The sequence below is a fragment of the Pseudomonas sp. EYE_354 genome, assembly GCF_023148575.1.
GTDB lineage: Bacteria > Pseudomonadota > Gammaproteobacteria > Pseudomonadales > Pseudomonadaceae > Aquipseudomonas.
Genome location: NZ_JAHXNQ010000004.1, coordinates 43659 through 68327, shown reverse-complemented (window position 1 = coordinate 68327; position 24669 = coordinate 43659). Strand labels below are relative to the sequence as shown.

The window sequence follows — 24669 nt, the reverse complement described above, 5'->3', positions numbered from 1 at the left end:
TTCGACCGGCTTAAGGGAGGGGGGTCAGTGGCTGAGCAACGATGCGGCCCCGGCGCCGCCAAACAACCCGGCGCTCACGCGATTGAACCAACTCTGGCCCTTGCCGCTGCGCAGGTACCGCGCAGCACCATGGGCGCCGAGGCCGTAAGCCAGCTTGCACAGCAGGTCGAGCACGGTCCAGGTGGCGATCATGATCAGCAACTGCGGTAAAAACGGTTGCTCACTGCTGAGAAACTGCGGCAGGAACGCGGCAAAAAACAGGATGTCCTTGGGGTTGCTGGCGCCCAGTACAAAGGCGCGGCCAAACAAGGCACGAAAGCGCGGCACCGCAGCCGCTTGCGGCACAACCGCGCCCTGGGACGGCAGGCGCGATTGCTGCCAACTCTGCCAGGCGAGGTAGAACAGATACAGCGCACCGGCGATCTTCAAGGCGCTGAATAGCTGCTCCGAGGCCAGCAACAGCGCGCCCAGGCCCAGGGCCGAAGCGCTCAACAGACAGATCGAGGCAAACACTCCGCCGAGAAAGGCCGGATACGAACGGCGCAGGCCGTAGTTGAGGCTGTTGCTGATCATCAGCAACGACAGGGGGCCTGGAATCAGGATCACGATCAAGGCAGCGGCGCTGAACAGCAGCCAGGTTTCCACACTCATTACAGTTCTCCAATCATGCAAAAGCCCCGTCCGAAGGCGAGGCAGTGTTCGCCACTTCCCGATTTACAGGAAGACAAACTTGGCGATGAAAATTGCGCACAACGCCCACAGGCTCAAGGAAATTTCCTTGTGCTTGCCGGTGCCGGCCTTGAGCGCCACGTACGTGATAAAGCCCAGGGCGATGCCATCGGCGACCGAGAAGGTCAGCGGCATCATGATCATGGTGACGATCGCCGGAATGCTGTCGGTGGCTTCGTCCCATTCGATATGCGCCATGCCGCTCATCATCAGCATCGCCACGTAGATCAACGCGCCCGCCGTGGCATAGGCAGGAATCATGCCTGCCAGCGGTGCAAAAAACATCGCCGCCACAAACAATACGCCCACCGTGACGGCTGTCAGCCCGGTGCGCCCACCGGCGGCCACGCCCGCGGCACTTTCTACGTAGCTGGTTACCGGGGGCACGCCGACCATGGCGCCGAACACGCTGGACGCACTGTCGGCTTTCAAAGCGCGGGAGAGGTTTTCGATCCTGCCGTCGGGGTTCACCAGACCGGCGCGCTGGGCCACGCCCATCAAGGTGCCGGCAGTGTCGAACATGTGCACAAACAGAAAGGCAAACACCACGCTGATCATGCTGACGTTGAACACGCCCATCACATCCATGGCCATCCAGGTCGGCGCCAGGCTCGGCGGGGTGGCGACGATGCCCTGATACTGCACCAGGCCCAGGCCCCAGCCGGCCAGCGTCACGGCGATGATGCTCAGCAGGATCGCGCCGAATACACGGTGATAGCTGAGGATCGCGATCAGCAAAAAGCAGATGGCCGCCAGCAGTGGCGCCGGTTCATGCAGTGAACCCAGCTTGATCAGCGTGGCCGGGCTGTCGACGATGATGCCGGCGGTCTTCAGGCCGATCACCCCGAGAAACAGACCGACACCTGCGCCCATGGCATGGCGCAGGCTCACCGGGATGCTGTTCAGCAGCCATTCGCGAATGCGCGACAGGGTCAGGATCATGAACAGCACGCCCGAGATAAACACCGCGCCCAGCGCGGTTTCCCAGTTGTAGCCCATGGTTCCGACCACGGTGTAGGTAAAAAACGCATTCAAACCCATGCCCGGCGCCAGCCCCACGGGCCAGTTGGCGTACAGGCCCATCAACAGGCAACCGAGTGCTGCGGCAATGCAGGTGGCGACGAACGCGGCGCCGTGATCGATGCCGGCGTCGGCCATGATGTTGGGGTTGACGAAGATGATGTAGGCCATGGTGATGAAGGTGGTGAGGCCGGCGATCAGCTCGGTCTTCACTGTGGTGCCATGCACGCTCAATTTGAACAGGCGTTCCAGCCAGCCCTGCTTGACGGGGGCGAGGTTTGGCGGGGCAAGGTCCAGCGGGGCTTCGGATTTGCGGCTATCCACAGCGAGTACTCCTCAAGCATTTTATTGTTATGTCCAGCGCCAAGGCGCTGTGAGGTACCTGCGGGTTTGTTGACTGAAAGGTCAGGAACTCGCACGAAGCGAATTATGCTTTTGTATACAAATAAAGCAAATAATGTTTTGTATTTTGTGTGCGAAAGAGATGAAAGGCAACGCCCACATGACGCCTGTGGCGAGCGGGTTTGTGCACGTTGGGACGCGCAGCGGCGCTTCAGGGGCTCAAGGTTGGCCCGCAAGTGCCTGGTTCACCGCCAACCATCCGTTCACCGCCTCTTCGCCGGCCTCATTGAACGCGCGTTGCAACAACTTCACCTGTTCACGGCGTAACGACTGCTCGAAACGCAGCCCCTCTTCGGTCAATTGCAGCAGGCGTTTGCGCTTGTCGGTCGCGGACGCAACGCTGTCCACCAGATGCATTTCCTGCAATTGGCGCAGTGGCATATTCAGCGCCTGCTTGCTCACACCGAGTAATTCCAACAGCTCCTTCACGCTCAACGTCGGGTAGCGCGCGATAAAAAAAACGATGCGCTGGTGCACCCGGCTCAGGCCGCGACGCTCGAGCATTTCGTCAGCCTTGGCGGTAAACGCCTGATAGCCGAAGAAGAACGCCTCCATGGCTTGTTGCTGGCTGGTCTGGTTTTTAAGGTCAAGCATATTGACGTATCTACTCGGGTCGGCGTAATTTCGGTCAACCAGTTTGACGTATTTCCTACAGCCTTCGCTAGCGGTGACCTCCATGGCCTTCTCTGAACGTGTGACACGCCTTAAAAGCTCCCTGATCCGGGAAATTCTCGCGGCGGCCCAGCGCCCGGAAGTGATGTCGTTCGCCGGCGGTCTGCCGGCCGAAGCCATGTTGCCCGCGCTGAACTGGGACGACATGCCGTTGAACATCGGCCAGTACGGCATGAGCGAAGGTGAACCGCAGCTGCGCGAACTGCTCGCCGCCGAAGCCCGCGCACTGGGCGTGCCGTGCCAGGCCAGCCAAGTGCTGGTGGTCAGTGGCTCCCAGCAAACCCTGGACCTGGCGGCCAAGCTGTATATCGACAAAGGCACGCAGATCCTGCTGGAAGGCCCGACCTACCTGGCCGCGTTGCAGATCTTCCAACTGTTCGGCGCCGAATGCCTCACCGTGCAACTGGAAGCCGACGGCCCGGACTTGGCCGCGTTGCGCGACAACCTGGAGCGCCATCGCCCGGCATTCATCTACCTGATCCCGACCTTCCAGAACCCCTCGGCCGTGCGCTACAGCGACGCCAAGCGCGACGCCGTGGCGGCCTTGCTCGATGAGTTCGGCGTGACCCTGATCGAAGACGAGCCCTACCGCGAACTGAGCTTCGACGGCGCCAGCGCGCAGCCCATCGTCAGCCGCCTGACCAAAGCCAGCTGGATCTACACCGGCACCGTGTCCAAGACCCTGTTGCCCGGACTGCGTGTGGGTTACCTGATCGCCAGTCCCGACCTGTTCCCGCATCTGCTCAAGCTCAAGCAATCGGCCGACCTGCACACCAATCGTGTGGGCCAATGGCAGGCGATGCAGTGGATCGGCACAGAAAAATACCAGCACCATCTGGGGCAACTGCGCCATTTTTACCGCGAGCGCCGCGATGCTTTCCAGGCCGCCCTCGAGCGCCACTTTGGTGAGCTGGCCGACTGGCAAGTGCCCCAGGGCGGATTATTCTTCTGGCTGACCTTGAAACAACCGCTGGATACCCGCACCTTATTGGCCCAAGCGCTGGAGCAGAACGTCGCGTTTATGCCCGGTGAACCGTTCTTCTCCGAGCCGGACCGACACCTGGGCTCGTTGCGCCTCAATTTCAGTCATATCGACCCGGCCCGCCTGGACGAAGGTCTCAAGCGCCTGGCCGCGGTGGTCCGTCAAGCACAGCACGCGCAAGCGGCATAAGGGGAGCCCCATGTACAAGGTTTATGGCGATTACCGTTCGGGCAACTGCTACAAGGTCAAGTTGATGCTCAACCTGCTGGGCATTCCGTACCAGTGGGTGGATGTCGACATCCTAAAGGGCGATACCCAGACCGCAGAGTTCCTGGCCAAGAACCCCAACGGCAAGATCCCGGTGCTGGAACTGGAAGACGGCACATGCCTGTGGGAGTCCAACGCGATCCTCAACTTCCTGGCCGACGGCAGCGAATTTCTGCCGACCGAGCCGCGCCTGCGCACCCAAGTGCTGCAATGGCAGTTCTTCGAGCAGTACAGCCACGAGCCGTACATTGCGGTAGCGCGGTTTATCCAGTTTTACCTGAACATGCCCGAGGATCGTCTTGAGGAGTACAAGACCACCCACAAGGGCGGTTACAAAGCCCTGCGGGTCATGGAGCGTCAGTTGCAGGCCACGCCGTACCTGGTGGGCGAGCAATATTCGATCGCCGATATCGCGTTGTATGCCTACACCCATGTAGCCCACGAAGGCGGGTTTGATTTGACGCCTTACCCGGCCGTGCAGGCGTGGTTGAAGCGCGTGGCCAGCCATCCCAAACATGTGGCGATGCTGGATTAAACGCCGGTCAAATGGTGGCAGCGGATGTAGGACCGCTCACACAACCCCCATAGCGGGTCGGTGTCGGTCAGATCGCGGCGAAGCGCTTGTCGAGGTAATCGATGATCACTTTGGAGTCATACATCCAGGTGGTCTGGCCGTTTTCTTCGATGCGCAGGCACGGCACTTTGATCTTGCCACCTTGCTCCAGCAGGGTCTGGCGGTCCTGCTCGTTGTTTTTCGCATCCTTCAACGCCACCGGTACGTTCAGGCGGTGCAGGGTGCGACGGGTCTTCACACAGAACGGGCAAGCGTGGAATTGATACAGCGTCAGGCCTTTGGCCGCCGCATTGACCTGCGCCTGTTGTTCGGCCGGGCGCTGCTTTTTGCGTGGACGGGTCAGGAAGTCGCCCGCGATGATGACGTGGCCGAGGCCCACTCGAAGTGCTTTGACGAACATGGCTGTTACCTCTTGCCCAGAACTGAGGGGGCGCAGCTTACCTGATTTCTGCAGACGAAAAAAAACCGGCGATGAACGCCGGTTTTTCCTACCCGGCCCGTTACTTGATCAGGCTGAGGAATTCGCTGCGAGTGGCCGCGTTTTCGCGGAACTCTCCGAGCATCACCGAGGTGATCATCGAAGAGTTCTGTTTCTCCACACCGCGCATCATCATGCACATGTGCTTGGCTTCAATCACCACGGCCACGCCCAGGGCGCCGGTCACTTGCATCACTGCATCGGCGATCTGGCGGCTGAGGTTTTCCTGGATCTGCAGGCGGCGCGCATACATGTCGACGATCCGCGCGACCTTGGACAGCCCCAGCACCTTGCCGCTGGGGATATACGCCACGTGGGCCTTGCCGATAAACGGCAGCAGGTGGTGTTCGCACAGCGAGTACAACTCGATGTCCTTGACCAGCACCATTTCGCTGTTGTCGGAGCTGAACAAGGCACCGTTGGTGACTTCTTCGAGCGTCTGCTCATAACCGCGGCAGAGGTACTGCATTGCCTTGGCGGCACGCTTGGGCGTGTCGAGCAGGCCCTCGCGGGAGACGTCCTCGCCGAGTTGGCCGAGGATCGCGGTGTAATTCTGTTCCAATGTCACAGCACTGTTTCCGTATGGGTTGCAGAACGGTACGGTGTATGCCTGTACCAATGTGAAGCGTTTTTTCACCGCAAATACCGCAGTGTGCGCTGATTATTGGCGCACATAGTAGCGTAGGTATGCCGACAGGTGTATTCCTGGTCGATGCTGATGTTAGAGTCGGTCTCCAGTCAGGAGGACTCAAGGACACCACTGGAACGAAGCATTTCTGAGCGGGCCGTGCTTTTTGCCAAGGCTAATCGGACACGCATAGCCAGGGAATTGGCTTGTTTGGAGCGCTATCCAGGCGAAGAGTATCCCGTCTCGGTCTTTATGGCCGGTTCTCCTGGCGCGGGTAAGACGGAAGTATCAAAGTCCTTTATCCAATTGATGGAAATCCATGGTGCCAAGGCTCTTCGTATCGACCCAGACGATTTCAGAGCGTATTTTCCCGAGTACACCGGTGCGAATTCGAGTCTTTTTCAGCGTGGTGTAACTGTCATGGTTGAGCGGGCCATTGACCTTGTTTACCAGCAGCAGCAGTCGTTTATTCTGGATGGGACACTGGCGAATCTCGACGTTGCGCGAAAAAATGTTCAACGTGCGCTTGATAAGGCAAACCGGTCGGTTCAAGTCATCTATGTTTATCAGAAGCCGCAACTGGCGTGGGAGTTTGTGCTTGCGCGTGAGGCCATAGAAGGCAGAAATATCCCCTGCATGGAATTCGTACGCCAGTTCTACGCATCCAAGGTAACCGTATGCCAACTGAAACGTGAGTTTCTGGGAGATCTTCAGGTCGACGTCATTCTAAAAGACACCGATGGAAGCGACGCCGAGATTGGTATTGACCTTTCAACCGACGAAATTGACGAACTGGTCAGGCAGCCCTACCATCCAGATCAACTTGAGCAATTGTTGACCGGAGTAGCCTCATGAAAGGCGAAATCACGGAAGCATTAGAAAAATACCCTTCAACGACCCTGTCCGATTTTTTCCGAAGCTGTTCGGTAGAAGAGAGGCGAGCGGTTTATCGAAGCGCAGCCAATACTGCGATCACGATGCAAAAAGCCGTGATTTCCCTGGCTAGAGAAAAAAGGGCTAAAGAGCTCGCCAGCGAATAGACGCGAAAAAGGAAGCCCAGCCAGCGTACTGGGCTTTTTTATTTTTACTCGTCGCGCCCTTCCATCATCGTACGCTTGAGCATCACATACACCGCACCCGCGCCGCCGTGGCGGGCCTGGCACGAGGTAAAGCCGAGTACCTGGGCATGCTGACGCAGCCAGGTATTGACGTGGCTTTTGATCATTGGCCGCTTGCCATCCAGGCGCACGGCCTTGCCGTGGGTGACGCGCACGCAGCGGATTTCGAACTTGGTGGCTTCGGCCAGGAAGGCCCACAGGGTTTCGCGGGCTTTCTCTACGGTCATGCCGTGCAGGTCCAGGCTGCCTTCGAAGGGGATCTGACCGGCCTTGAGCTTACGTATCTGGCTTTCCTGCACGCCGTCGCGCGCCCACATCAGCTCATCTTCAGGGCCCACGTCGATCACGAACTGGTCCGACAGGCCATCGACCGTGGTGGCGTCGGTGCGCACGGTCGCGGCCTGGCGCAGTTTGGCGATCTGCGCCCGGTCAGCCTTGGGTTTGCCGGTGTCGGCGCGGTCGTGCTTGATCGGCTTGACGCCGCGCAGCTCGTTTTTGAACAGGGAAAAGTCGTCGTCTTGCATGTCAGCCTCCGCGAAGGGCGGGCAGTTTACCTAATCGCGGCGGCCCGGGCGCAGGAAACGCTATCCAAGCGCCACTAGTCGTGCTTTTTCATCAGGTGTGAGGCGATGTTCAGCGACAGCGGCTGGCGCATTTTGCGCCGGCTGCGGCGCCACAACCACACGCCCAACCACAGCACCACCAGCCCGACGCCGAGCAAGAGGGCTGCACCGCCTGGGCTGGCATTCAGTTCCCCGAGCGCCGGCGAGTGACCCAACAAACCGGCGCCACCAGCGCCGGCCAACAACAGACCTACGATCGCCAGCAGTGCGGCAATGCCGGCCACCAGGCGCAGACGCCAATTGCTCGGGCCCTTGGGGCGCAAGCGACGAGCGTCAAAACCATCGGATATCTTCATTCCGACCTTTCCTCCAGGGTATCGGCCCTTCGACCGGAAGATGCACAGGTTGTTCCTGTACGGGAGGCAAATGCGCCAAATGAGCAGGCTTTGCAGATGAGCGGGCCACTGAAGCACCGCTCACCGGGAGGTCGATCAGATCAGGTCTTTGGTCAGCGCGAGGGTGGCGAAGTTGTCGGCCATGATTGCCATCTCCGTCTGCTGCACGTGCTCGGCAGTCAGGATGCCGCCTTTATAGGGCAGGTCACGGGTGGCACAGGCGTCTTCCACCAGGGTGCAGCGAAAGCCCAGGTTCTTGGCGGCGCGCACGCTGGTGCTGACGCTGGAGTGGCTCATGAAGCCGCAGACGATCAGGTCCAGGGAACCGAGGTCCTGCAGGTGTTTTTCCAGGCCAGTGCCGTGGAAAGCGCTCGGCAGCAGCTTGCCGATGATGGTCTCGTCACCTTCAGGCTCGAGGCCGGGAATGAACTCCCCGCGCTCGCCTTGCGGGTCAAACAGGCCGCCGACGGTGCCCAAGTGGCGCACATGCACGATCGGGCGCCCGGCGTTGCGTGCAGCACCGACCAGTTGTTTGATGTTGCCGACGGCGGCGTCCATGCCCGAAAGGGCGAGTGGGCCACTGAGGTATTCCTTCTGGGCGTCGATGATCACGAGGGTCGCATGGGCAAGGTTGGCAGCTGCGTAACCACGACCGCTGAGTTGAAACATCGTCTTTGGAACGGACATTCTGGGGCTCCTGTGAGGGGGGCTTTTGCGACATTGTCCACTGGCTGAGCGGTTCTGTGAATCGCTACGATCGTAAGGTACGCCGTTGCTGGCGTGCAGCCATGTCAAGAGGTGGGCTTGTTTATTACAAAGCCGGCAAATTGGATGAAATCCGACGTATGGCAACACGTTTTCGTACATCGTCGGTACAGGCGAAGGCTGTTAGAATCGCCAGTCGTTTTTTCCAGGAGCTTGCCCCGTGATCACTTCCCGCCTGCGCACTCTGCGCGACCATATCCGTTGGGCTGTCAGCCGTTTCCATGGGGAAGACCTGTTTTTTGGCCATGGTACCGACAATGCCTGGGACGAAGCTCGGCAATTGGTGCTCGGCGCCTTGAACCTGCCGTGGGAAATTGCCGACAGCTACCTGGACTGCAACCTGGAGGAAGAGGAAATCTCCCACGTGCAGCGTTTGCTGCATCGGCGCATCCATGAGCGCGTGCCCACCGCTTACCTGCTGGGTGAGGCCTGGTTCTGCGGCATGTCGTTCATCGTCGACAAGCGAGTGTTGATCCCGCGCTCACCGATTGGCGAACTGATCGAAAACCGCTTCGAGCCCTGGTTGGCCCAGCCGCCAGCTCGCATCCTTGATCTGTGCACGGGCTCCGGCTGCATCGGCATCGCCTGCGCGTACGAGTTCCAGGACGCCGAAGTGGTGTTGGGCGATTTGTCCTTCGAAGCGCTGGAGGTGGCTAACCAGAATATCGAGCGTCATGGCGTGGACGAGCGCGTGTACACCGTGCAGGGCGACGGCTTTGATGGCCTGCCGGGGCAGCGTTTTGACCTGATCGTGTCGAACCCTCCGTACGTGGATGCCGAAGATTTCGCTGACATGCCGGACGAGTACCAGCACGAACCGGAGCTGGGTCTGGCCTGTGGCGACGATGGCTTGAACCTGGTACGCCGGATGCTCGCCGAAGCGGCGGACCATCTGACCGAGAAGGGTTTGCTGATTGTCGAAGTGGGCAACAGCCAGGTGCACGTCGAAGCGCTGTACCCGGAGGTGGACTTTGCCTGGCTGGAGTTCCAGCGCGGTGGGCATGGGGTATTCATGCTCACGGCCGAGCAGTGCCGGGCGCATCAGGCGGTGTTTGCTGCGCGGGTTTAACCTGACAGGTTGAAAAGGCTGGATTTAATGTGGGAACGAGCAAGCCCGTTCCCACAATTGCATTCGGTATGCACAGGTAAATCGTGACTTACCGGTGAGTGGCAATCCAGATCAACAAGCCCGCCTGAAACACGGTAAACGCCACCAGGCAGGTGATGGTAAAGCGCAGACCGCTGTCCTCGCGCTTGAACTTGGTGACCTTTTCTTCTTCCTTGCGCAGCTTCACTTCCTGCTCCAGCAGGTTGTGCTCAGCCTGTTGCAGCATCTGCGCGGCTTCAAGGATCTCGACAAACTGCACCTTCTCGGTGTTCCAGCTGTCCAGCACATCGCTGACCTTGCCCGGCTGCACGTTACCTTTCAAATGCTGCACATCGGCGTAGGCCACATCAAAGCCCTGGACACGCAGGAAGTGATCGCGGCGCAGGCGTGTGGCTTCGTTGAGCGCGTCCTTGTTGGCCAGGTCGACACCGTCGACACGGTAGTGTGACCACTTCTTTTTCGCCCACGCCGCGCCTTGGGCCACCAGGAAACGGCCGATCCCCCTGTTGGCCGGTTCGATCTCCAGGCTGTTGCCCGGGCCGAAATGCACGCGATGGGTGTCGTGATCGACCCAGATATCCAGATGGTTCTGCTCGCGCCGCACACGCTGACCGGGCAATTGGATAACCATGCGCAGCAGGCTGTGATGCTTGTCATTGCGCTCGGCATAACCGAACTGCACGAACCGCAGCGGCCGCACGCCGGTGGCGCGGTCAGTTGCCAGGGGCGCCAGGCGCAGCATCTTGAAATGCTCGGCCTGAACGTCCGCCCACGGCAGGGGGGCGGTGTTGGTGGCCTCGGTCGTTTCAACCGCGGTTTCGGCGGTCGGTTCGGGTATTGCTTCAGAGGTTGTCATGCGGTGCGATCCTGTCCAAGCCCAGCGAGTCGACTGTCTTGTTTCTGTCGACCCTGGGCTTATCGGCCGCTGTCGCCAGGACTGGAGGCAATTTGTCGCTTAACGGGATTGAAGTCCGGCGATAAACCGTACTACACGGTCGCCCAGCTCAGCGGCGAGGGGCAATTGCGGGTCGTTGTAGGAGGCCAGTTGCTGTTTGACCTCGTTGGGCACGATGCGCATCACGTGGTTCATGCCTTCGATCAGCGTCAACTGCGCGTCGGGTTTGGCGCGTTTGAGCTGCCTGGCGTCGCCGACACCGACCTGAATATCGTTGGTGCCCTGGATGATCAGCGCAGGCATGTGCAGTTTGGCGAAGGCCGCCGCGGGGTCGGCGCGAAACAGGCTGATGAGATAAGGCTGGACGCTGGGGCGGAAAATTCCCTGAAGCGGGGCAGGCACGTCGGTGTCCACTTGGCCGGCCTTGAGATGATCGAGGATTTCATTGCTGCGCAGCAGCAGCGCAGGTGGCATGTGGTCAGCCAGTTGCTGGCGGATCACCTGGTCCACCGGGCGTGCGCTGCCGGACAGGGAGATGACGCCTGCAGGGTCCAACTGCGGCGCCGCGAGGGCGGCCACCAGCGCGCCTTCGCTGTGACCGAGCACAATCAGCGGGCCCATGCGCTTGTCGGCCTTGAGCAATTGGCCCCAGGCCACCGCGTCGGCGACGTAGGCGTCGAGGGTCAGATTGCGCTCGTCCGGCGTGGCGGCGAGGCTGGCGGCCACACCGCGCTTGTCATAGCGCACGCTGGCGATATTGTGCCGGGCGAGCACCCAGGCCAGGCGCTTGAGGCTGTCGTTGCGCGCGCCGTCGGCGCTGTTGCCGTTACGATCGGTGGGCCCGGAGCCGGCGATGATCAGCACCACAGGCACGGGTTTATCCGACTGTGGCAGTAACAGCGAGCCAAACAGCTCGCCGCTGCCGGTGTCCAGGCTGATGGGCCGTTGCAGCACGACAGGGGCGGCGTGGGCCACGGCGGTAAACAAGGTGAGGGTTAGCAGCAGAACTCGAAGCATCATCGCGCCATCATGGGAAGGTGCCGGTTGGACAGGCGCCTACCGGGAAGGTTTCGAGGATGAACTAGTCGGTTAGCCTGCGTATACTGGCCGCCTTAAGTTATTACGGTTGACTTGATTCAACTGATTTCACGGAGCGCTCTGCATGTCCGGCAATACCTTCGGCAAGCTGTTCACTGTCACCACCGCGGGCGAAAGCCATGGCCCGGCGTTGGTCGCCATTGTCGACGGCTGCCCGCCCGGCCTCGAGCTGTCCCTGGAAGACCTGCAGCGTGACCTCGACCGGCGCAAGCCCGGCACCAGTCGCCACACCACTCAGCGCCAGGAGCCCGACGAAGTCGAGATCCTCTCCGGCGTGTTCGAAGGCCGCACCACCGGGTGCTCTATCGGCCTGCTGATCCGCAACACCGACCAGAAGTCCAAGGACTACTCGGCGATCAAGGACCTGTTCCGCCCGGCCCATGCCGACTACACCTACCACCACAAATACGGCGAACGCGACTACCGTGGCGGTGGCCGCAGCTCGGCGCGCGAAACCGCGATGCGCGTGGCCGCCGGCGCCATTGCCAAGAAGTACCTGGCCACCCAGGGCATCGTGATCCGTGGCTACATGAGCCAGTTGGGCCCGATCGAGATTCCGTTCAAGACTTGGGACTGCGTGGCGGACAACGCCTTTTTCTGCCCGGACCCGGACAAAGTGCCGGAGCTGGAAGCCTACATGGACCAGTTGCGCCGTGATCAGGACTCGGTGGGCGCCAAAATCACCGTGGTGGCCGAAGGCGTGAAGCCTGGCCTGGGCGAACCGATCTTCGACCGCCTCGACGCAGAATTGGCCCATGCGCTGATGAGCATCAACGCAGTCAAGGGCGTGGAAATCGGCGCCGGCTTCGCGTGTGTCTCCCAGCGGGGCACCGAACACCGCGATGAGCTGACCCCTGAAGGCTTCCTCAGCAACAACGCCGGCGGCATCCTCGGTGGTATTTCCTCCGGCCAGCCGATCGTTGCGCACCTGGCGCTCAAGGCCACGTCGAGCATCACCACGCCGGGCCGCTCAATCGATGTACACGGTCATCCGGTGGACGTGATTACCAAGGGCCGTCACGACCCGTGCGTCGGTATCCGTGCCACGCCGATTGCCGAGGCGATGATGGCCATCGTGCTGATGGATCACCTGCTGCGCAACCGTGGGCAAAACGCGGATGTGCGTGTGAGCACACCGGTGCTGGGCCAGCTGTGACGGGCTGGTTGTGACAGCCCTTCCTTATTGGCGCCTTTCCAGCTTCTACCTGTTCTACTTCGCCCTGCTCGGGGCGACAGCGCCGTTCCTCGCGCTGTACTTCGATCATCTGGGCTTCTCCAGCGCGCGCATCGGTGAGCTGGTGGCCATTCCCATGCTGATGCGTTGCGTGGCCCCCAACCTGTGGGGCTGGCTGGGGGACTACAGCGGCCGACGCCTGGCCATCGTGCGTTTTGGCGCGGTGTGCACGCTGATCAGTTTTTCGCTGATTTTCGTCAGCAAAACCTATGCCTGGCTGGCGCTGGTGATGGCCTTGCATGCGTTCTTCTGGCACGCGGTGCTGCCTCAGTTTGAAGTGATCACCCTGGCTCATTTGCAACACCAGACATCGCGCTACAGCCAGGTGCGCTTGTGGGGCTCCATCGGTTTTATCCTCACCGTTGTGATAATGGGCCGCCTGTTCGATTGGCTGAGCCTGGACATTTATCCGGTGGTCATTGTGGTGATCATGGCCGGCATCATTGGCGCCAGCCTGTGGGTGCCGAACGCGCAGCCTGCGACCGGGGGTAATCGCCTGGCGGGCGATGGGTTCCTCAGGCAACTGCGCAGCCCTGGCGTGCTGGCGTTTTACGTTTGCGTGGCATTGATGCAAATGAGCCATGGCCCGTACTACACCTTCCTCACCCTGCACCTCGAACACTTGGGCTACAGCCGAGGCGTGATCGGTATGCTGTGGGCCCTGGGGGTGGTGGCCGAAGTGCTGATGTTCCTGGGCATGAGCCGCATCCTCACGCGCTTTTCGGTGCGCCGGGTGCTGCTGGCCAGTTTCCTGTTGGCGGCGCTGCGTTGGTTGCTGTTGGGCTCGTTTGCCGAATACTTTTGGGTGCTGCTGCTGGCGCAGGTGATGCACGCCGCCACGTTCGGCAGCTTTCACGCGGCCGCGATTGCCTTTGTACAACGCAGTTTCGGCGATAAACAACAAGGCCAGGGCCAAGCCCTGTACGCCGCTCTGGCCGGCACCGGCGGTGCGCTGGGCGCGCTGTATTCCGGCTATAGCTGGAACCTGCTGGGGCCCACCTTCACCTTTAGTATCGCCAGCGTCGCCGCCCTGGCCGCAGCCGTTATCATTGGTCTTCGAATGCACGAGCAGAACCAAGGAACCCTTCAATGAGTTATGTCGCCGTCTACTCCGTTACTACGCCGGATACCCCGAACAAGGTGCTGACCCATGCCGACGACATCGCCGCCGCTCTGGCCGAGCACGGCGTGCGGTTCGAGCGCTGGCAGCCCAGCCCGATCGAGAAGGGCGCCAGCGACGCTGCGATGATCGCGGCGTACCGGACGCAAGTCGACGCCCTTGGCTACGCGCACGTGGACGTGCTCAGCATCACCAGCGAGCACCCACAGAACGCCGAACTGCGCGCGCAGTACCTTGATGAGCGACGCAATAAACAAGATGAGGCGCTTTTTTTCATCGCCGGCCAGGGCTTGTTCAACGTGCACGCTGGCGATTACGTCTACGCCGTGCGCTGTGAGAAAAACGATCTGTTGATCATCCCGGCAGGCGTGGCGCACTGGTTTGATATGGGTGAGAACCCGCATGTGGTGGCATTGCGTTTATCCAGTGGGCAAAAAGGCGCAGCGCCCGAGTTCACTCGCGACGCTATTGCCCGTCGTTTCCCAGGCTTGGACGACTGAGGTCCACTGATTAGGCTCTTCAACCCCGGTAAGGTGGAAGTTGCTGTGGGAAGAAGCCTAAGTTTTTGTAGGGATCGGCTGTTTGTTGGCCTCTCTGCGCACTGATTCCATCCGTTATGTAACTCTCTGCGGCCTCAACGTTTATATCGCCTGTCTATAGGAGGAATCCGAACGGTAATAGGCATGCGCCAATAAGAAAGGAGAGAACGTAATGAATGGCCCAGAGGAACCGAGCCCGCCGCTTTATCGTGTGCCCAACGCCGTGAGACGGCGCCTGAATTTATCCGGCAAGCCCCTGACTCCGGCGGAGCTGGAGATCCTGCGCTGGGCCTCGGAAGGCAAGACCGTGTGGGAGATCAGCCAGATCCGTGCCACGTCCGAGGCCACGGTCAAGTTCCACTTGCGCAATATCTACGGCAAATTGGAAGTGACCAACCGCGTGCAGGCCATGAATGAGGCGACGCGCCAGGGCCTTGTGGCGAGCCCATGAAAAAGGGCCGCGACGCTCAACGGCGTCGCGGCCCTTCTTTGTAGTGCGTGGTTTAAGCCGAGTGGTAGGTCGGCAAGGCAAAGCGGTTCTGGCTTTGCAACATCGAAATCTGCGGCAGGTCGCTGGCCTGTTCGGCCAAGTCACGGCGAATGGCGCTGATGACCCAGGTCAGTTGATCGGCGGTGTGCAACTGTTGGTAAGAGATCGAGCGCTTGACCTGTTTGCCTTCACTGTTGCGCAGGGTCAACAGGATGCCGCCGTCAGGGCGTGGCTGGGTGGTGACGTCATAGTTGGAGAATACTGAAGCGAATTTATCTTGGATCAGGCTCATGTCTATCAGCTCCATTGGCTCAAGTGGGCAAGCATGGAGAGATAGGTGCAGTGATTGTGCCAGCTATTGAATTATAAAAATGTTCTTATAAATCAATACATTACAAGTTCTATGAATTTTCAATTTCGTGCAATTTGCATGAATGGCCATCGTGCATCCTGCATTTTGCGCTACTCGGACGGTGCACATAGGGTACCGTCATCCATAAAGACTGCCATTACGCGGCAAAATTCCTTTTTTGATCGCCGGCGTGCCGGGATACAAAACATTTCAAATCCTGCGTGTACAGCTGAAGAACGGCTGACGTATTTTCCTGCAAGGCATTTGGCCTCCTGCCTACGAATGCCGGCGTTTCTGGATCATACAAAGAATAAGAAAAAGGACGTTCCAATGAGCCATCCGCAGAACGACATGATCACCTGGAGCAAGCTGCTGCGTAAGGTGCCCGCCATCGTGCGCGCCTTGCCTCGGGTGGTACGCGGCATGCGTGCCGCCAACGTCACCGACCCTGCGCAGCCCTGCGGGTTGGGCTGGCACTTTGAGCAAGCAGCCCAGCGCAACCCTGAAGGCGATGCCCTGCTGTACGGCGACAGCGTGCTCAGCTACCGCGAAGCCAACGCGCGCGCCAACCGTATTGCCCATCACCTGCACGCTCAGGGCATCGGCAAGGCGGATGTGGTGGCACTGTTTATCGAAAACCGCCCCGAATTGCTCTTGACCGTATTGGCCGTGGCCAAGCTGGGTGGCATCTGCGCGATGCTCAACACCGCGCAAACCCAGGCGGCGCTGGTGCACAGCCTGAACCTGGTGAGCCCGGTGGCGATTGTGGTGGGGGCAGAGCTGGTGACGGCCTTTGACGCGGTGCGTGATCAGGTTCAGATTCCTCGGCAAAGGACCTGGTTCGTTGCTGACCAAGCATCGGGCACGGTGCCGGAGCGCTACATCGACCTGCTGGCGACCAGCGCCGAGTGCCCCGCGGACAACCCGGCCAGCACTGCGCAGGTGTTCTCCAACGACCCCTGCTTCTATATCTACACCTCTGGCACCACTGGCCTGCCCAAGGCCGGCATCATGAAACATGGGCGCTGGACCAAAACCGCCGTCAGCTTCGGCAGCATTGCCCTGGACATGGGCCCGGACGACGTCATGTATTGCACGTTGCCGCTCTACCACGCCACCGGGCTCTGCGTGTGCTGGGGCTCGGCGATTGTCGGCGCGTCAGGCTTCGCCATCCGCCGCAAGTTCAGCGCCAGTCAGTTCTGGGAGGATGCGCGTAAATTCAACGCGACCACCCTCGGTTATGTCGGCGAGCTGTGCCGTTACCTGCTGGACCAGCCGCTCAGCGAAAACGACCGCGACAACCGCGTGACCAAGATGGTTGGCAATGGCTTGCGTCCAGGCGTGTGGGCACAGTTCAAGGCGCGGTATGGCGTCGAGCATATTTGCGAGTTGTACGCGGCCAGCGACGGCAATATCGGCTTTACCAATGTATTGAATTTCGACAACACCATCGGCTTTTGCCTGCAACAGTGGGCGCTGGTGGACTACGCCCATGACAGCGGTGAACCGCTGCGGGGCGGCGATGGCTTTATGCGCAAAGTGCCCACGGGCGGACAGGGGCTGTTGCTGGCGCGCATCGACGATAAGTCACCGTTCGACGGTTACACCGACCCGGAAAAGAACCGCAACGTGGTGCTCACGGACGTCTTCGAAAAAGGCGACCGCTACTTCAATACCGGCGACTTGTTGCGCAGCATTGGCTTCGGTCATGCGCAATTCGTCGATCGTCTGGGGGATACCTATCGCTGGAAGGGCGAAAACGTGTCCACCACCGAAGTCGAGAACGTGCTGCTGCAACACCCTCAGATCGCTGAAGTGGTGGCCTATGGCGTGGAGATCGAAAATACTAACGGCCGCGCGGGCATGGTCGCCATCACGCCGAGCGAGTCGCTGGCCGCCTTGGATATGCGCGAGCTGCTGCAGTTTGCCCACGGCCAGTTGCCGGCGTATGCGGTGCCACTGTTTTTGAGAATCAAGGTCAAGATGGAGACGACTGGCACCTTCAAGTACCAGAAGGTCAAGCTCAAGGAGGAAGCGTTTGACCCGGCCAGGGCGGGCAATGACCCGGTGTATGCCTGGCTGCCGGGCTCGGACAGCTACGTGCCGGTAACCGTGCAATTGCTTGCGCAGATCCAGGGGGGTCAGTTCCGTTATTGATTATGCCTATGGGCGCTTTTGACAAAAAAGCCATGACAGGTGGGAACTCCGTCGCGACACTGACGCCTATTCAGTATTCGAAAAGGAGCCCCACATGTCCGACCAGCCTAAACAAATGACCGAAGACGAAGCCGCCGAATTTGCCGAGCAAGTCTTCGATGTGGCCCGCCGTGGTGATGCTGCGATGCTCGCTGCACTGTTGGCCAAAGGCTTGCCGGCCAATTTTCGCAATCACAATGGCGACACTCTGCTGATGCTTGCGGCCTACCATGGTCACGCCGAGGCGGTCAAAGTGCTGCTGGAGTTCAAGGCCGACCCACTCATCGCCAATGACAAGAACCAGTTGCCGATTGCCGGCGCGGCGTTCAAGGGCAACCTGGAGGTGGTCAAGGCGCTGATTGACGGGGGCACGCCGGTGGAGGCGGCATCGTCTGATGGCCGCACGGCCTTGATGATGGCGGCGATGTTCAACCGTGTCGAGATGCTCGACTACCTGCTCGGCCAGGGCGCAAACCCCAAGGCCACTGACGCCCAGGGTGCCACGGCGCTGGCGGCGGCGCTGACCATGGGCGCGGCGGATACGGCGGCGCGGTTGCAGAAACTGGTGTAGGCTACGCGCCCTCGAAAACCCGCCCGTCACAGGATCGCCCCATGAAAACCGCCCTCGTCGAACTTATCAGCAAAATCAGCGCCGGGGTCATGGGCGAGGATGAGGTGGCGCGCATCGCCGATGAGGCCGCCCAGGCCTACGCCGATCCTGTGGCATTCCTGGCGGCCAACCCGGACATCAACTACGACGACAGCTTCCCGATCCCGCTGGGTGAATGGGTGGTGGTGGGGAGCTTGCCGGACACCGTGCTGTTTCAGGCGGACACCTATGGCGACTTGTTTGCGCAGATCGTCGCCTCGTTTGGTCCAGGCGTGGCGTTCAACCTCAAGCCCAAGCAACTGGCCAAGACCGAAGACCTCACGGCGTTGAACCGCATCCAGATCCAGATGAGCGCTCTCAGCCCGGAAGACGGCGGCTATGTGCTGCTCAACTTCAGCCAGCTATTGGATGACGAGATCCAGGCCGTACTGGTGTTCGGCAACGACCTGCCGCGCGTGTTGCAATTGTGCGCCGAGGTGGGCATCAAGGCCGAGCCGTCGCTGGAAGCGCTGAAGATCGCCGTGCACGTCTGAAATAAAACGGAACCCCTGGCTGCGCTGACTATCCTAGAAGGGCATGCCCTCACTTAGGAGCGACACCATGGGTTCCACTTTTAACGGCTTGATCGGCCTGATCATCCTCGCGCTGGATATCTGGGCGATCATCAACGTGTTCAAAAGCGGCGCGAGCACAGGCGCCAAAGTCTTGTGGATCCTGTTGATCCTGCTGCTGCCGGTACTGGGCCTGATCATCTGGGCGATTGCCGGGCCGCGCGGTAACGTGCGCATCTGATCGCCCGCCCCCGGTCACCGCGGCCGGGGGCTTCCTGCACATTCCTCCGTTTAATTTTGTGTGTCGAAATATTCGCTGCACAGAATTTTCACATCTGATCCAAGACAATTCGCCGGCTTTATCTGCCTGCCAAGGCTCTATCTCAAAGGCCATTAAAGGCGGGGCAGGGGTGTACGTTCAGTAATTAATAGCCTTGCCGGTCTTGATCGGGCACCATTTGCGCCACCGCGTTAACCGCCTACCCCAGCCAGCCTGGGCGAGGGACGGACGCCCCTGCATTATTTCGCAACTTAAACTTCCATTGGGTCCTGAAACGACATGGCTAACCCGGACGCCCTGAGTCAGCAGCGAGCTTCAAATCGCCTGCTGCAACCGACCGTCAAATCCCATCTGGCGTACACGCTGCTCTGCGCACTGGTCATGATGGTGATGCTCTCCCTGCTGCGCCTGGCGCTGCTGGTCTATAACCGCGAAATGATCCTCGACACGCCGGCCTCGACCTTCCTTGAAGCGTTCGCCAACGGCCTGCGCCTGGATATTCGTCTGGTGGTGTACCTGCTCATTCCGTTGCTGCTGGCACTGTTCAGCGTGCGCGCCATGGCCGCGCGAGGCTTATTCCGTTTCTGGCTGACGCTCGCCTCCAGCATCGCCTTGTTCCTGGGCTTGATGGAGATGGACTTCTACCGCGAGTTCCACCAGCGCCTCAACGGCCTGGTCTTCCAGTACGTCAAGGAAGACCCGAAAACCGTGATGAGCATGCTCTGGTACGGTTTTCCGGTGGTGCGCTACCTGTTGGCCTGGGCCGTGGGTACGCTGATCCTGAGTATGGCGTTCAAAGGCGCCGACCGCGCCACCCGTCCACGAGGGCCGTTCAGCGGCGGCAGCATCGGCACCCGTCAGGTGGCGCCATGGTATTCACGCATTGCGGTGTTCGTGGTCTGCCTGTTGATCGCTGTGGTCGCCGCGCGCGGCACCCTGCGCCAGGGTCCGCCGCTGCGCTGGGGTGACGTGTATACCACCGATTCCAACTTCGCCAACCAACTGGGCCTCAATGGCACCTTGTCGTTGATCGCCGCGGCCAAGGCGCGCTTCGGTGAAGACCGTTCCAACGTGTGGAAGGCCACCCTGGACCAGCCGCTGGCGACTCAGACCGTGCGCGACATGCTGGTGCTGCCGCAAGAGAAACTGGTCGACACCGACAGCGCGGCCGTACGCCGTGACTACATGCCACCGGCCGAGAAGACCCTGCCGATCAAGAACGTGGTGGTCATCCTGATGGAAAGTTTCGCTGGTCACTCGGTGGGCGCATTGGGCCGTCCGGGTAACATCACGCCGTACTTCGACAAATTGTCCAAGGAAGGCCTGCTGTTCGACCGCTTCTTCTCCAACGGCACCCACACCCACCAGGGCATGTTCGCCACCATGGCGTGCTTCCCGAACCTGCCAGGCTTCGAATACCTGATGCAGACCCCGGAAGGCAGCCACAAGCTGTCAGGCCTGCCGCAACTGCTCAGCGCCCGTGATTTCAACGACGTGTATGTCTATAACGGCGACTTTGCCTGGGACAACCAGTCGGGCTTCTTCAGCAACCAGGGCATGACCGACTTCATCGGCCGCAACGACTTCGTCAACCCGGTGTTCTCCGACCCGACGTGGGGCGTGTCCGACCAGGACATGTTCAACCGTGGCCTGGAAGAGCTCAAGGCGCGCGAAGGCGGCAAGCCGTTCTATGCGCTGCTGCAAACCCTGTCCAACCACACGCCGTATGCATTGCCGACCCCGTTGCCGGTCGAGAAAGTCACCGACCGTGGCAGCCTCAACGAGCATTTGACGGCCATGCGCTACTCCGACTGGGCCCTGGGCCAGTTCTTTGAAAAGGCCCGCAAGGAGCCGTACTTCAAGGAGACCCTGTTTGTGATTGTGGGCGACCACGGTTTCGGCAACGAACAGCAGATCACCGAAATGGACCTGGGCCGCTTCAACGTGCCGATGCTGATGATCGCACCGGGCATGCAGGAGAAGTTCGGCGAGCGTGACCATACCGTGGGCACGCAGATCGACATCGTGCCGACCATCATGGGCCGCCTGGGTGGCGACACCCTGCACCAGTGCTGGGGACGTGACTTGCTTAACCTGCCGGAAGGCGACAAAGGCTTCGGCGTGATCAAACCATCGGGCAGCGATCAGACCGTGGCTCTGGTCACGGGCGACCGTATTCTGGTACTGCCCAAGGAGATGCCGCCGAAGTTGTGGGCATACCAACTGGGCGCGGAGCCGAGCGGTAAAGTCATTCCTGAATCGCCGGACGAGGCGGCCCTCAAGCAAAAGCTTGAGTCGTTCTTGCAGACCGCCACCAAAAGCTTGCTGGACAACACCGCCGGTGTCGTCGACGGTAAGCCGGACTAACTGACGCGCAATAAAAAAGAGGCCTTCGAAAAGGCCTCTTTTTTTTGTCTGCGTTTTATATCTTGCCGAGCAGCAACAGCACCAGCAGCACCACCAGCACAACACCCAGGATACCCGACGGGCCATAACCCCAGCTGCGGGAGTGAGGGAACACTGGCAGACCACCGACCAGCAGGAGGATCAGGATAATGATCAGAATGAGGCTCATGGTTTTTTTCCTTATTGGCCTTCTATAAAGACCGGTCATTAACGACACGCTCGCACATCTTGTTACGAACGCCTTAACAACTCCGACTCGTGCGCTTCACAGAAAATTCCAAGTTTTTTTAAAGCATTTCGCTGCGTGGGTTATTTCTTTTAACGCGTGCACTAAAAGCATCGCTTAGTTGAAAAACATTGAACTTAGCCACGCCGCCGACATCCGACCGGGCCCGCGGTTTGCCTGGGGCATTCATCAGCCTGATGGTGCGTGGGTGCGGGAAAAACCTTCGCTACACTGCCGATCACTTCTTCTGTGAACCACAAGGCTACTTCCTATGCAAAATCGCATGATGATCACTGGCGCCGGGTCCGGCCTGGGTCGTGAAATCGCTCTGCGCTGGGCCCGTGAGGGCTGGCAGTTGGCCTTGTCGGATGTCAGCGAGCCGGGCCTGCAGGAAACCCTCAAGCAGGTGCGCGAGGCCGGTGGCGATGGCTTTATCCAGCGCTGCGATGTGCGTGACTACAGCCAGCTCACCGCGTTTGCCCAGGCCTGCGAGGTCAAGTTGGGCGGCATCGACGTGATCGTCAATAACGCGGGGGTGGCGTCCGGTGGCTTTTTCGCCGAGCTGTCCCTCGAGGATTGGGACTGGCAGATCGCAATCAACCTGATGGGCGTGGTCAAGGGCTGCAAAGCCTTCCTGCCCCTGCTTGAAAAGAGCAAGGGCCGCATCATCAACATCGCCTCCATGGCCGCGTTGATGCAGGGGCCGGCCATGAGCAACTACAACGTGGCCAAGGCCGGTGTGGTGGCGCTGTCGGAGAGCCTGCTGGTGGAACTCAAGCAACAGGAGGTGGGCGTGCACGTGGTGTGCCCGTCGTTCTTCCAGACCAACCTGTTGGACTCGTTCCGTGGGCCAACGCCGGCCATGAAGGCGCAGGTGGGCAAGTTGCTTGAAAGCTCGCCGATCTCGGCGGCGGACATTGCCGATTACATCTATCAGCGTGTGGCGGAGGGGGAGTTCATGATTTTGCCCCACGAGCAGGGGCGGATGGCGTGGGCCTTGAAACAGAAGAACCCGCAGTTGCTCTACAACGAAATGACCACCATGGCCGACAAAATGCGCGCCAAGGCGCAGGCTGTTAAAGGCTGAATAAGGCGCGGTCTGTCAGGCAAATTACCTTGTTATGTAGGTCGCGCCTGATTTGACCGCAAGCCATTGCTGCAAATCTGCTGAGCGCGCATGGTCGAGGTCCTGTTACTGCAAAAGGACACACGCCATGTTGGTTTTAAGCCGCGCCGTAGGCGAAGTCATCTGCATTGGCGATGACATTGCCGTGCACATCCTCGAAGTGAACGGTCATCACGTGAAGGTCGGCGTTCAGGCGCCTGCCGGAGGGCACGTGCGCCGCGACGAGGCGCACCGCACGCTTCTCAAGCGCTCGCTCACGTCAACGCAACCGGACAGTAACCCCTAGTCAGTCGAACAGGTGCTTGGGCACGTCGTGCTTGAGCATCAACTGGCATTGCTCGCTGTCGGGGTCGAACACGATCAGCGCCTGGCCCTTGGTCAGCGCCTGGCGCACGCGCAGTACGCGGGTTTCCAGGGGCGTGTCGTCGCCATTGTCGGTGCCGTCACGGGTGACGAAATCCTCGATCAGGCGCGTCAGGGTGTCGACTTCAAGTGCGTCGTAGGGAATCAGCATACAAGCCTCAGGTATTAAGTCCCGGCGATGCTACTGCGCCGGGACCCGTGTGACCAGTCTCAGGACTTCTGACCGACCAGGCTGTCCACCGACGGCACCCGTGTGTCGCTCTCCATCTGCGTCTCATGTTCCAACTGATGACTGAAACGGTCCAGCGAACCCTGGGCCGGCTGCGCGTCGCTGGCGAACACCGGTGGGCTGAGGATATACGCGCCCAGCAAGCGGCTCAGGGCGGCCAGGCTGTCGATATGGGTCCGTTCGTAGCCGTGGGTCGCATCGCAGCCAAACGCCAGCAACGCGGTGCGGATGTCGTGGCCGGCGGTGACCGCCGAATGCGCGTCACTGAAGTAATAGCGGAACAGGTCGCGGCGCACCGGCAGGTCATTGTCCGCGGCCAGACGCAGCAGATGGCGCGACAAATGATAGTCGTAGGGGCCGCCGGAATCCTGCATGGCCACGCTTACCGCGTGCTCGCTGGAATGCTGGCCCGGCGCGACCGGGGCGATATCGATGCCGACGAACTCACTCACGTCCCACGGCAATGCGGCCGCGGCCCCGCTGCCGGTTTCCTCGGTAATGGTGAACAGCGGGTGGCAGTCGATCAGCAGCGGCTCGCCACTGTCGACAATGGCCTTGAGCGCGGCGAGCAGGGCGGCGACGCCGGCCTTGTCGTCCAAGTGGCGCGCGCTGATATGCCCGCTCTCGGTGAACTCGGGCAAGGGGTCGAAGGCCACGTAGTCGCCGACGCTGATGCCCAGCGAATCGCAATCGGCGCGGGTCGCGCAGTAGGCGTCCAGGCGCAGTTCCACATGGTCCCAACTCACCGGCATTTCATCCACCGCCGTGTTGAATGCGTGCCCGGAGGCCATCAGCGGCAACACGCTGCCACGGATCACACCGTTGTCGGTGAACAGGCTGACGCGGCTGCCTTCGGCAAAGCGGCTCGACCAGCAACCCACCGGCGCGAGGGTCAGGCGACCGTTGTCCTTGATCGCGCGTACGGCGGCGCCGATGGTGTCGAGGTGGGCTGAGACTGCGCGGTCAGGGCTATTTTTCTGGCCCTTGAGCGTGGCGCGAATAGTGCCGCGCCGGGTCATTTCAAACGGGATGCCCAGCTCTTCCAGGCGTTCGGCGACGTAGCGCACGATGGTGTCGGTAAAGCCGGTGGGGCTGGGAATGGCGAGCATTTCCAGCAGCACCTTTTGCAGGTAATTGAGATCCGGTTCTGGGATGGTTCGGGTCATGGAAACTCCTGATGACAGGTGAGCGGGTGGCGCCTGTGACAGCCGCATCGTGGGCAAGCCGGCTCCAGCAGGGAAAGGCAATCAACC

30 protein-coding genes are annotated in these 24669 nt (G+C 60.4%); 16 read left to right on the top strand and 14 right to left on the bottom strand.

All coding sequences use genetic code 11. The annotated features are described in order from the left end of the window. Positions 1 to 24 precede the first annotated feature (24 nt). From KZX66_RS06805 to KZX66_RS06795, 3 genes are all read right to left on the bottom strand, one after another. On the bottom strand, positions 25 to 651 hold the full coding sequence (locus tag KZX66_RS06805; protein ID WP_248077806.1) for a LysE family translocator: 627 nt from the start codon (positions 649 to 651) through the stop codon (positions 25 to 27). A gap of 63 nt (positions 652 to 714) precedes the next feature. Then, positions 715 to 2046, bottom strand: coding sequence for an NCS2 family permease (locus tag KZX66_RS06800; protein WP_248078184.1), 1332 nt, complete (start codon positions 2044 to 2046; stop codon positions 715 to 717). A gap of 264 nt (positions 2047 to 2310) precedes the next feature. Further along, positions 2311 to 2745 (bottom strand): MarR family transcriptional regulator, encoded by a 435-nt coding sequence (locus KZX66_RS06795; RefSeq protein ID WP_248077805.1) that lies wholly within the window; start codon positions 2743 to 2745, stop codon positions 2311 to 2313. Between the two features lie 82 nt (positions 2746 to 2827). Here KZX66_RS06795 and KZX66_RS06790 point away from each other — a divergent pair, with 82 nt between their 5' ends. After that, complete coding sequence (locus KZX66_RS06790) at positions 2828 to 3994, top strand: PLP-dependent aminotransferase family protein (RefSeq protein WP_248077804.1); 1167 nt, start codon at positions 2828 to 2830, stop codon at positions 3992 to 3994. 10 nt (positions 3995 to 4004) lie between these two features. After that, positions 4005 to 4607, top strand: a complete 603-nt coding sequence (locus KZX66_RS06785; protein ID WP_248077803.1) for a glutathione S-transferase family protein — start codon at positions 4005 to 4007, stop codon at positions 4605 to 4607. Between the two features lie 67 nt (positions 4608 to 4674). On the opposite strand, the gene KZX66_RS06780 is transcribed toward KZX66_RS06785, so the two are convergent. Beyond that, positions 4675 to 5046, bottom strand: a complete 372-nt coding sequence (locus KZX66_RS06780) for a glutathione S-transferase N-terminal domain-containing protein (RefSeq protein ID WP_248077802.1) — start codon at positions 5044 to 5046, stop codon at positions 4675 to 4677. A 100-nt stretch (positions 5047 to 5146) separates the two neighbouring features. Continuing rightward, entirely contained in the window at positions 5147 to 5692 is a 546-nt protein-coding gene (gene folE, locus KZX66_RS06775) for a GTP cyclohydrolase I FolE (protein WP_019826593.1), read from the bottom strand. Between the two features lie 144 nt (positions 5693 to 5836). Here folE and KZX66_RS06770 point away from each other — a divergent pair, with 144 nt between their 5' ends. Beyond that, positions 5837 to 6607 (top strand): zeta toxin family protein, encoded by a 771-nt coding sequence (locus tag KZX66_RS06770; protein ID WP_248077800.1) that lies wholly within the window; start codon positions 5837 to 5839, stop codon positions 6605 to 6607. Continuing rightward, positions 6604 to 6792, top strand: a complete 189-nt coding sequence (locus tag KZX66_RS06765) for a hypothetical protein (RefSeq protein WP_248077798.1) — start codon at positions 6604 to 6606, stop codon at positions 6790 to 6792. Before KZX66_RS06770 ends, KZX66_RS06765 begins: the two co-directional genes overlap by 4 nt. 44 nt (positions 6793 to 6836) lie before the next feature. On the opposite strand, the gene KZX66_RS06760 is transcribed toward KZX66_RS06765, so the two are convergent. The 3 genes from KZX66_RS06760 to KZX66_RS06750 all read right to left on the bottom strand — a co-directional run bounded on the left by KZX66_RS06760 (position 6837) and on the right by KZX66_RS06750 (position 8515). Next, a complete protein-coding gene (locus KZX66_RS06760) occupies positions 6837 to 7394 on the bottom strand; it encodes a Smr/MutS family protein (RefSeq protein WP_248077796.1) in 558 nt (185 codons plus the stop codon). A 74-nt stretch (positions 7395 to 7468) separates the two neighbouring features. Next, positions 7469 to 7789, bottom strand: coding sequence for a hypothetical protein (locus KZX66_RS06755; protein ID WP_248077794.1), 321 nt, complete (start codon positions 7787 to 7789; stop codon positions 7469 to 7471). 135 nt (positions 7790 to 7924) lie between these two features. Then, on the bottom strand, positions 7925 to 8515 hold the full coding sequence (locus tag KZX66_RS06750) for a cysteine hydrolase family protein (protein WP_248077792.1): 591 nt from the start codon (positions 8513 to 8515) through the stop codon (positions 7925 to 7927). Between the two features lie 238 nt (positions 8516 to 8753). On the opposite strand from KZX66_RS06750, the gene prmB reads away from it, so the two are divergent. After that, complete coding sequence (gene prmB, locus KZX66_RS06745) at positions 8754 to 9662, top strand: 50S ribosomal protein L3 N(5)-glutamine methyltransferase (RefSeq protein WP_248077790.1); 909 nt, start codon at positions 8754 to 8756, stop codon at positions 9660 to 9662. An 88-nt stretch (positions 9663 to 9750) separates the two neighbouring features. Here prmB and KZX66_RS06740 read toward each other — a convergent pair whose 3' ends face one another. Together KZX66_RS06740 and KZX66_RS06735 are read right to left on the bottom strand one after the other, a co-directional pair. Beyond that, positions 9751 to 10557, bottom strand: coding sequence for a hypothetical protein (locus KZX66_RS06740; protein ID WP_248077789.1), 807 nt, complete (start codon positions 10555 to 10557; stop codon positions 9751 to 9753). 99 nt (positions 10558 to 10656) lie between these two features. Continuing rightward, positions 10657 to 11616: an alpha/beta fold hydrolase gene (locus KZX66_RS06735; protein ID WP_248077788.1), complete on the bottom strand. Its 960-nt coding sequence runs from the start codon at positions 11614 to 11616 to the stop codon at positions 10657 to 10659. A gap of 142 nt (positions 11617 to 11758) precedes the next feature. Here KZX66_RS06735 and aroC point away from each other — a divergent pair, with 142 nt between their 5' ends. From aroC to KZX66_RS06715, 4 genes are all read left to right on the top strand, one after another. Continuing rightward, positions 11759 to 12850, top strand: a complete 1092-nt coding sequence (aroC, locus tag KZX66_RS06730) for a chorismate synthase (protein WP_248077787.1) — start codon at positions 11759 to 11761, stop codon at positions 12848 to 12850. A gap of 4 nt (positions 12851 to 12854) precedes the next feature. Then, the gene (locus KZX66_RS06725) at positions 12855 to 14021 is read left to right on the top strand and encodes an MFS transporter (RefSeq protein WP_248078182.1); all 1167 of its coding nucleotides are present in this window, start codon (positions 12855 to 12857) and stop codon (positions 14019 to 14021) included. After that, the gene (locus tag KZX66_RS06720; protein ID WP_248077786.1) at positions 14018 to 14548 is read left to right on the top strand and encodes an acireductone dioxygenase; all 531 of its coding nucleotides are present in this window, start codon (positions 14018 to 14020) and stop codon (positions 14546 to 14548) included. The genes KZX66_RS06725 and KZX66_RS06720 overlap by 4 nt, the downstream gene beginning before the upstream one ends. 211 nt (positions 14549 to 14759) lie before the next feature. Beyond that, on the top strand, positions 14760 to 15038 hold the full coding sequence (locus KZX66_RS06715; RefSeq protein ID WP_248077785.1) for a helix-turn-helix transcriptional regulator: 279 nt from the start codon (positions 14760 to 14762) through the stop codon (positions 15036 to 15038). Between the two features lie 52 nt (positions 15039 to 15090). Here KZX66_RS06715 and KZX66_RS06710 read toward each other — a convergent pair whose 3' ends face one another. Next, entirely contained in the window at positions 15091 to 15369 is a 279-nt protein-coding gene (locus KZX66_RS06710; RefSeq protein ID WP_010208870.1) for a DUF3509 domain-containing protein, read from the bottom strand. Positions 15370 to 15759: 390 nt separating this feature from the next. Here KZX66_RS06710 and KZX66_RS06705 point away from each other — a divergent pair, with 390 nt between their 5' ends. From KZX66_RS06705 to KZX66_RS06685, 5 genes are all read left to right on the top strand, one after another. Beyond that, positions 15760 to 17586, top strand: a complete 1827-nt coding sequence (locus KZX66_RS06705; RefSeq protein WP_248077784.1) for a long-chain-acyl-CoA synthetase — start codon at positions 15760 to 15762, stop codon at positions 17584 to 17586. A gap of 94 nt (positions 17587 to 17680) precedes the next feature. After that, positions 17681 to 18196, top strand: coding sequence for an ankyrin repeat domain-containing protein (locus KZX66_RS06700; protein ID WP_248077783.1), 516 nt, complete (start codon positions 17681 to 17683; stop codon positions 18194 to 18196). 41 nt (positions 18197 to 18237) lie between these two features. Next, on the top strand, positions 18238 to 18768 hold the full coding sequence (locus KZX66_RS06695) for a hypothetical protein (RefSeq protein WP_248077782.1): 531 nt from the start codon (positions 18238 to 18240) through the stop codon (positions 18766 to 18768). Between the two features lie 67 nt (positions 18769 to 18835). After that, positions 18836 to 19027: a PLDc N-terminal domain-containing protein gene (locus KZX66_RS06690; RefSeq protein ID WP_003172956.1), complete on the top strand. Its 192-nt coding sequence runs from the start codon at positions 18836 to 18838 to the stop codon at positions 19025 to 19027. Between the two features lie 318 nt (positions 19028 to 19345). Continuing rightward, positions 19346 to 21433, top strand: a complete 2088-nt coding sequence (locus KZX66_RS06685) for an LTA synthase family protein (protein WP_248077779.1) — start codon at positions 19346 to 19348, stop codon at positions 21431 to 21433. Between the two features lie 55 nt (positions 21434 to 21488). On the opposite strand, the gene KZX66_RS06680 is transcribed toward KZX66_RS06685, so the two are convergent. Next, the gene (locus KZX66_RS06680; protein ID WP_010208879.1) at positions 21489 to 21641 is read right to left on the bottom strand and encodes a DUF3309 family protein; all 153 of its coding nucleotides are present in this window, start codon (positions 21639 to 21641) and stop codon (positions 21489 to 21491) included. Between the two features lie 328 nt (positions 21642 to 21969). On the opposite strand from KZX66_RS06680, the gene KZX66_RS06675 reads away from it, so the two are divergent. Both KZX66_RS06675 and KZX66_RS06670 read left to right on the top strand, forming a co-directional pair. After that, complete coding sequence (locus KZX66_RS06675) at positions 21970 to 22785, top strand: SDR family oxidoreductase (protein ID WP_248077777.1); 816 nt, start codon at positions 21970 to 21972, stop codon at positions 22783 to 22785. 127 nt (positions 22786 to 22912) lie between these two features. Continuing rightward, positions 22913 to 23110 carry a carbon storage regulator gene (locus tag KZX66_RS06670; protein WP_248077775.1) on the top strand — a complete coding sequence of 66 codons (198 nt, stop codon included), beginning with the start codon at positions 22913 to 22915 and terminating at the stop codon, positions 23108 to 23110. On the opposite strand, the gene KZX66_RS06665 is transcribed toward KZX66_RS06670, so the two are convergent. Together KZX66_RS06665 and KZX66_RS06660 are read right to left on the bottom strand one after the other, a co-directional pair. Then, positions 23111 to 23338 (bottom strand): YheU family protein, encoded by a 228-nt coding sequence (locus KZX66_RS06665; RefSeq protein WP_003236706.1) that lies wholly within the window; start codon positions 23336 to 23338, stop codon positions 23111 to 23113. A 59-nt stretch (positions 23339 to 23397) separates the two neighbouring features. Beyond that, positions 23398 to 24582 (bottom strand): osmoprotectant NAGGN system M42 family peptidase, encoded by a 1185-nt coding sequence (locus tag KZX66_RS06660; protein WP_159936516.1) that lies wholly within the window; start codon positions 24580 to 24582, stop codon positions 23398 to 23400. Positions 24583 to 24669 lie beyond the last annotated feature (87 nt).

Bases quoted from the DNA above. Each gene is read 5' to 3' on its own strand.
- KZX66_RS06710 (WP_010208870.1), bottom strand. From the start codon at position 15,369: ATGAGCCTGATCCAAGATAAATTCGCTTCAGTATTCTCCAACTATGAC.
- KZX66_RS06780 (WP_248077802.1), bottom strand. From the start codon at position 5,046: ATGTTCGTCAAAGCACTTCGAGTGGGCCTCGGCCACGTCATCATCGCG.
- KZX66_RS06660 (WP_159936516.1), bottom strand. From the start codon at position 24,582: ATGACCCGAACCATCCCAGAACCGGATCTCAATTACCTGCAAAAGGTG.
- KZX66_RS06785 (WP_248077803.1), top strand. From the start codon at position 4,005: ATGTACAAGGTTTATGGCGATTACCGTTCGGGCAACTGCTACAAGGTC.
- KZX66_RS06760 (WP_248077796.1), bottom strand. From the start codon at position 7,394: ATGCAAGACGACGACTTTTCCCTGTTCAAAAACGAGCTGCGCGGCGTC.
- KZX66_RS06670 (WP_248077775.1), top strand. From the start codon at position 22,913: ATGTTGGTTTTAAGCCGCGCCGTAGGCGAAGTCATCTGCATTGGCGAT.
- KZX66_RS06750 (WP_248077792.1), bottom strand. From the start codon at position 8,515: ATGTCCGTTCCAAAGACGATGTTTCAACTCAGCGGTCGTGGTTACGCA.
- KZX66_RS06755 (WP_248077794.1), bottom strand. From the start codon at position 7,789: ATGAAGATATCCGATGGTTTTGACGCTCGTCGCTTGCGCCCCAAGGGC.
- KZX66_RS06695 (WP_248077782.1), top strand. From the start codon at position 18,238: ATGAAAACCGCCCTCGTCGAACTTATCAGCAAAATCAGCGCCGGGGTC.
- KZX66_RS06735 (WP_248077788.1), bottom strand. From the start codon at position 11,616: ATGATGCTTCGAGTTCTGCTGCTAACCCTCACCTTGTTTACCGCCGTG.
- KZX66_RS06685 (WP_248077779.1), top strand. From the start codon at position 19,346: ATGGCTAACCCGGACGCCCTGAGTCAGCAGCGAGCTTCAAATCGCCTG.
- KZX66_RS06790 (WP_248077804.1), top strand. From the start codon at position 2,828: ATGGCCTTCTCTGAACGTGTGACACGCCTTAAAAGCTCCCTGATCCGG.
- KZX66_RS06675 (WP_248077777.1), top strand. From the start codon at position 21,970: ATGCAAAATCGCATGATGATCACTGGCGCCGGGTCCGGCCTGGGTCGT.
- KZX66_RS06795 (WP_248077805.1), bottom strand. From the start codon at position 2,745: ATGCTTGACCTTAAAAACCAGACCAGCCAGCAACAAGCCATGGAGGCG.
- KZX66_RS06680 (WP_010208879.1), bottom strand. From the start codon at position 21,641: ATGAGCCTCATTCTGATCATTATCCTGATCCTCCTGCTGGTCGGTGGT.
- KZX66_RS06690 (WP_003172956.1), top strand. From the start codon at position 18,836: ATGGGTTCCACTTTTAACGGCTTGATCGGCCTGATCATCCTCGCGCTG.
- KZX66_RS06740 (WP_248077789.1), bottom strand. From the start codon at position 10,557: ATGACAACCTCTGAAGCAATACCCGAACCGACCGCCGAAACCGCGGTT.
- KZX66_RS06715 (WP_248077785.1), top strand. From the start codon at position 14,760: ATGAATGGCCCAGAGGAACCGAGCCCGCCGCTTTATCGTGTGCCCAAC.
- KZX66_RS06665 (WP_003236706.1), bottom strand. From the start codon at position 23,338: ATGCTGATTCCCTACGACGCACTTGAAGTCGACACCCTGACGCGCCTG.
- KZX66_RS06805 (WP_248077806.1), bottom strand. From the start codon at position 651: ATGAGTGTGGAAACCTGGCTGCTGTTCAGCGCCGCTGCCTTGATCGTG.
- KZX66_RS06720 (WP_248077786.1), top strand. From the start codon at position 14,018: ATGAGTTATGTCGCCGTCTACTCCGTTACTACGCCGGATACCCCGAAC.
- aroC (WP_248077787.1), top strand. From the start codon at position 11,759: ATGTCCGGCAATACCTTCGGCAAGCTGTTCACTGTCACCACCGCGGGC.
- KZX66_RS06770 (WP_248077800.1), top strand. From the start codon at position 5,837: ATGCTGATGTTAGAGTCGGTCTCCAGTCAGGAGGACTCAAGGACACCA.
- KZX66_RS06765 (WP_248077798.1), top strand. From the start codon at position 6,604: ATGAAAGGCGAAATCACGGAAGCATTAGAAAAATACCCTTCAACGACC.
- KZX66_RS06705 (WP_248077784.1), top strand. From the start codon at position 15,760: ATGAGCCATCCGCAGAACGACATGATCACCTGGAGCAAGCTGCTGCGT.
- KZX66_RS06700 (WP_248077783.1), top strand. From the start codon at position 17,681: ATGTCCGACCAGCCTAAACAAATGACCGAAGACGAAGCCGCCGAATTT.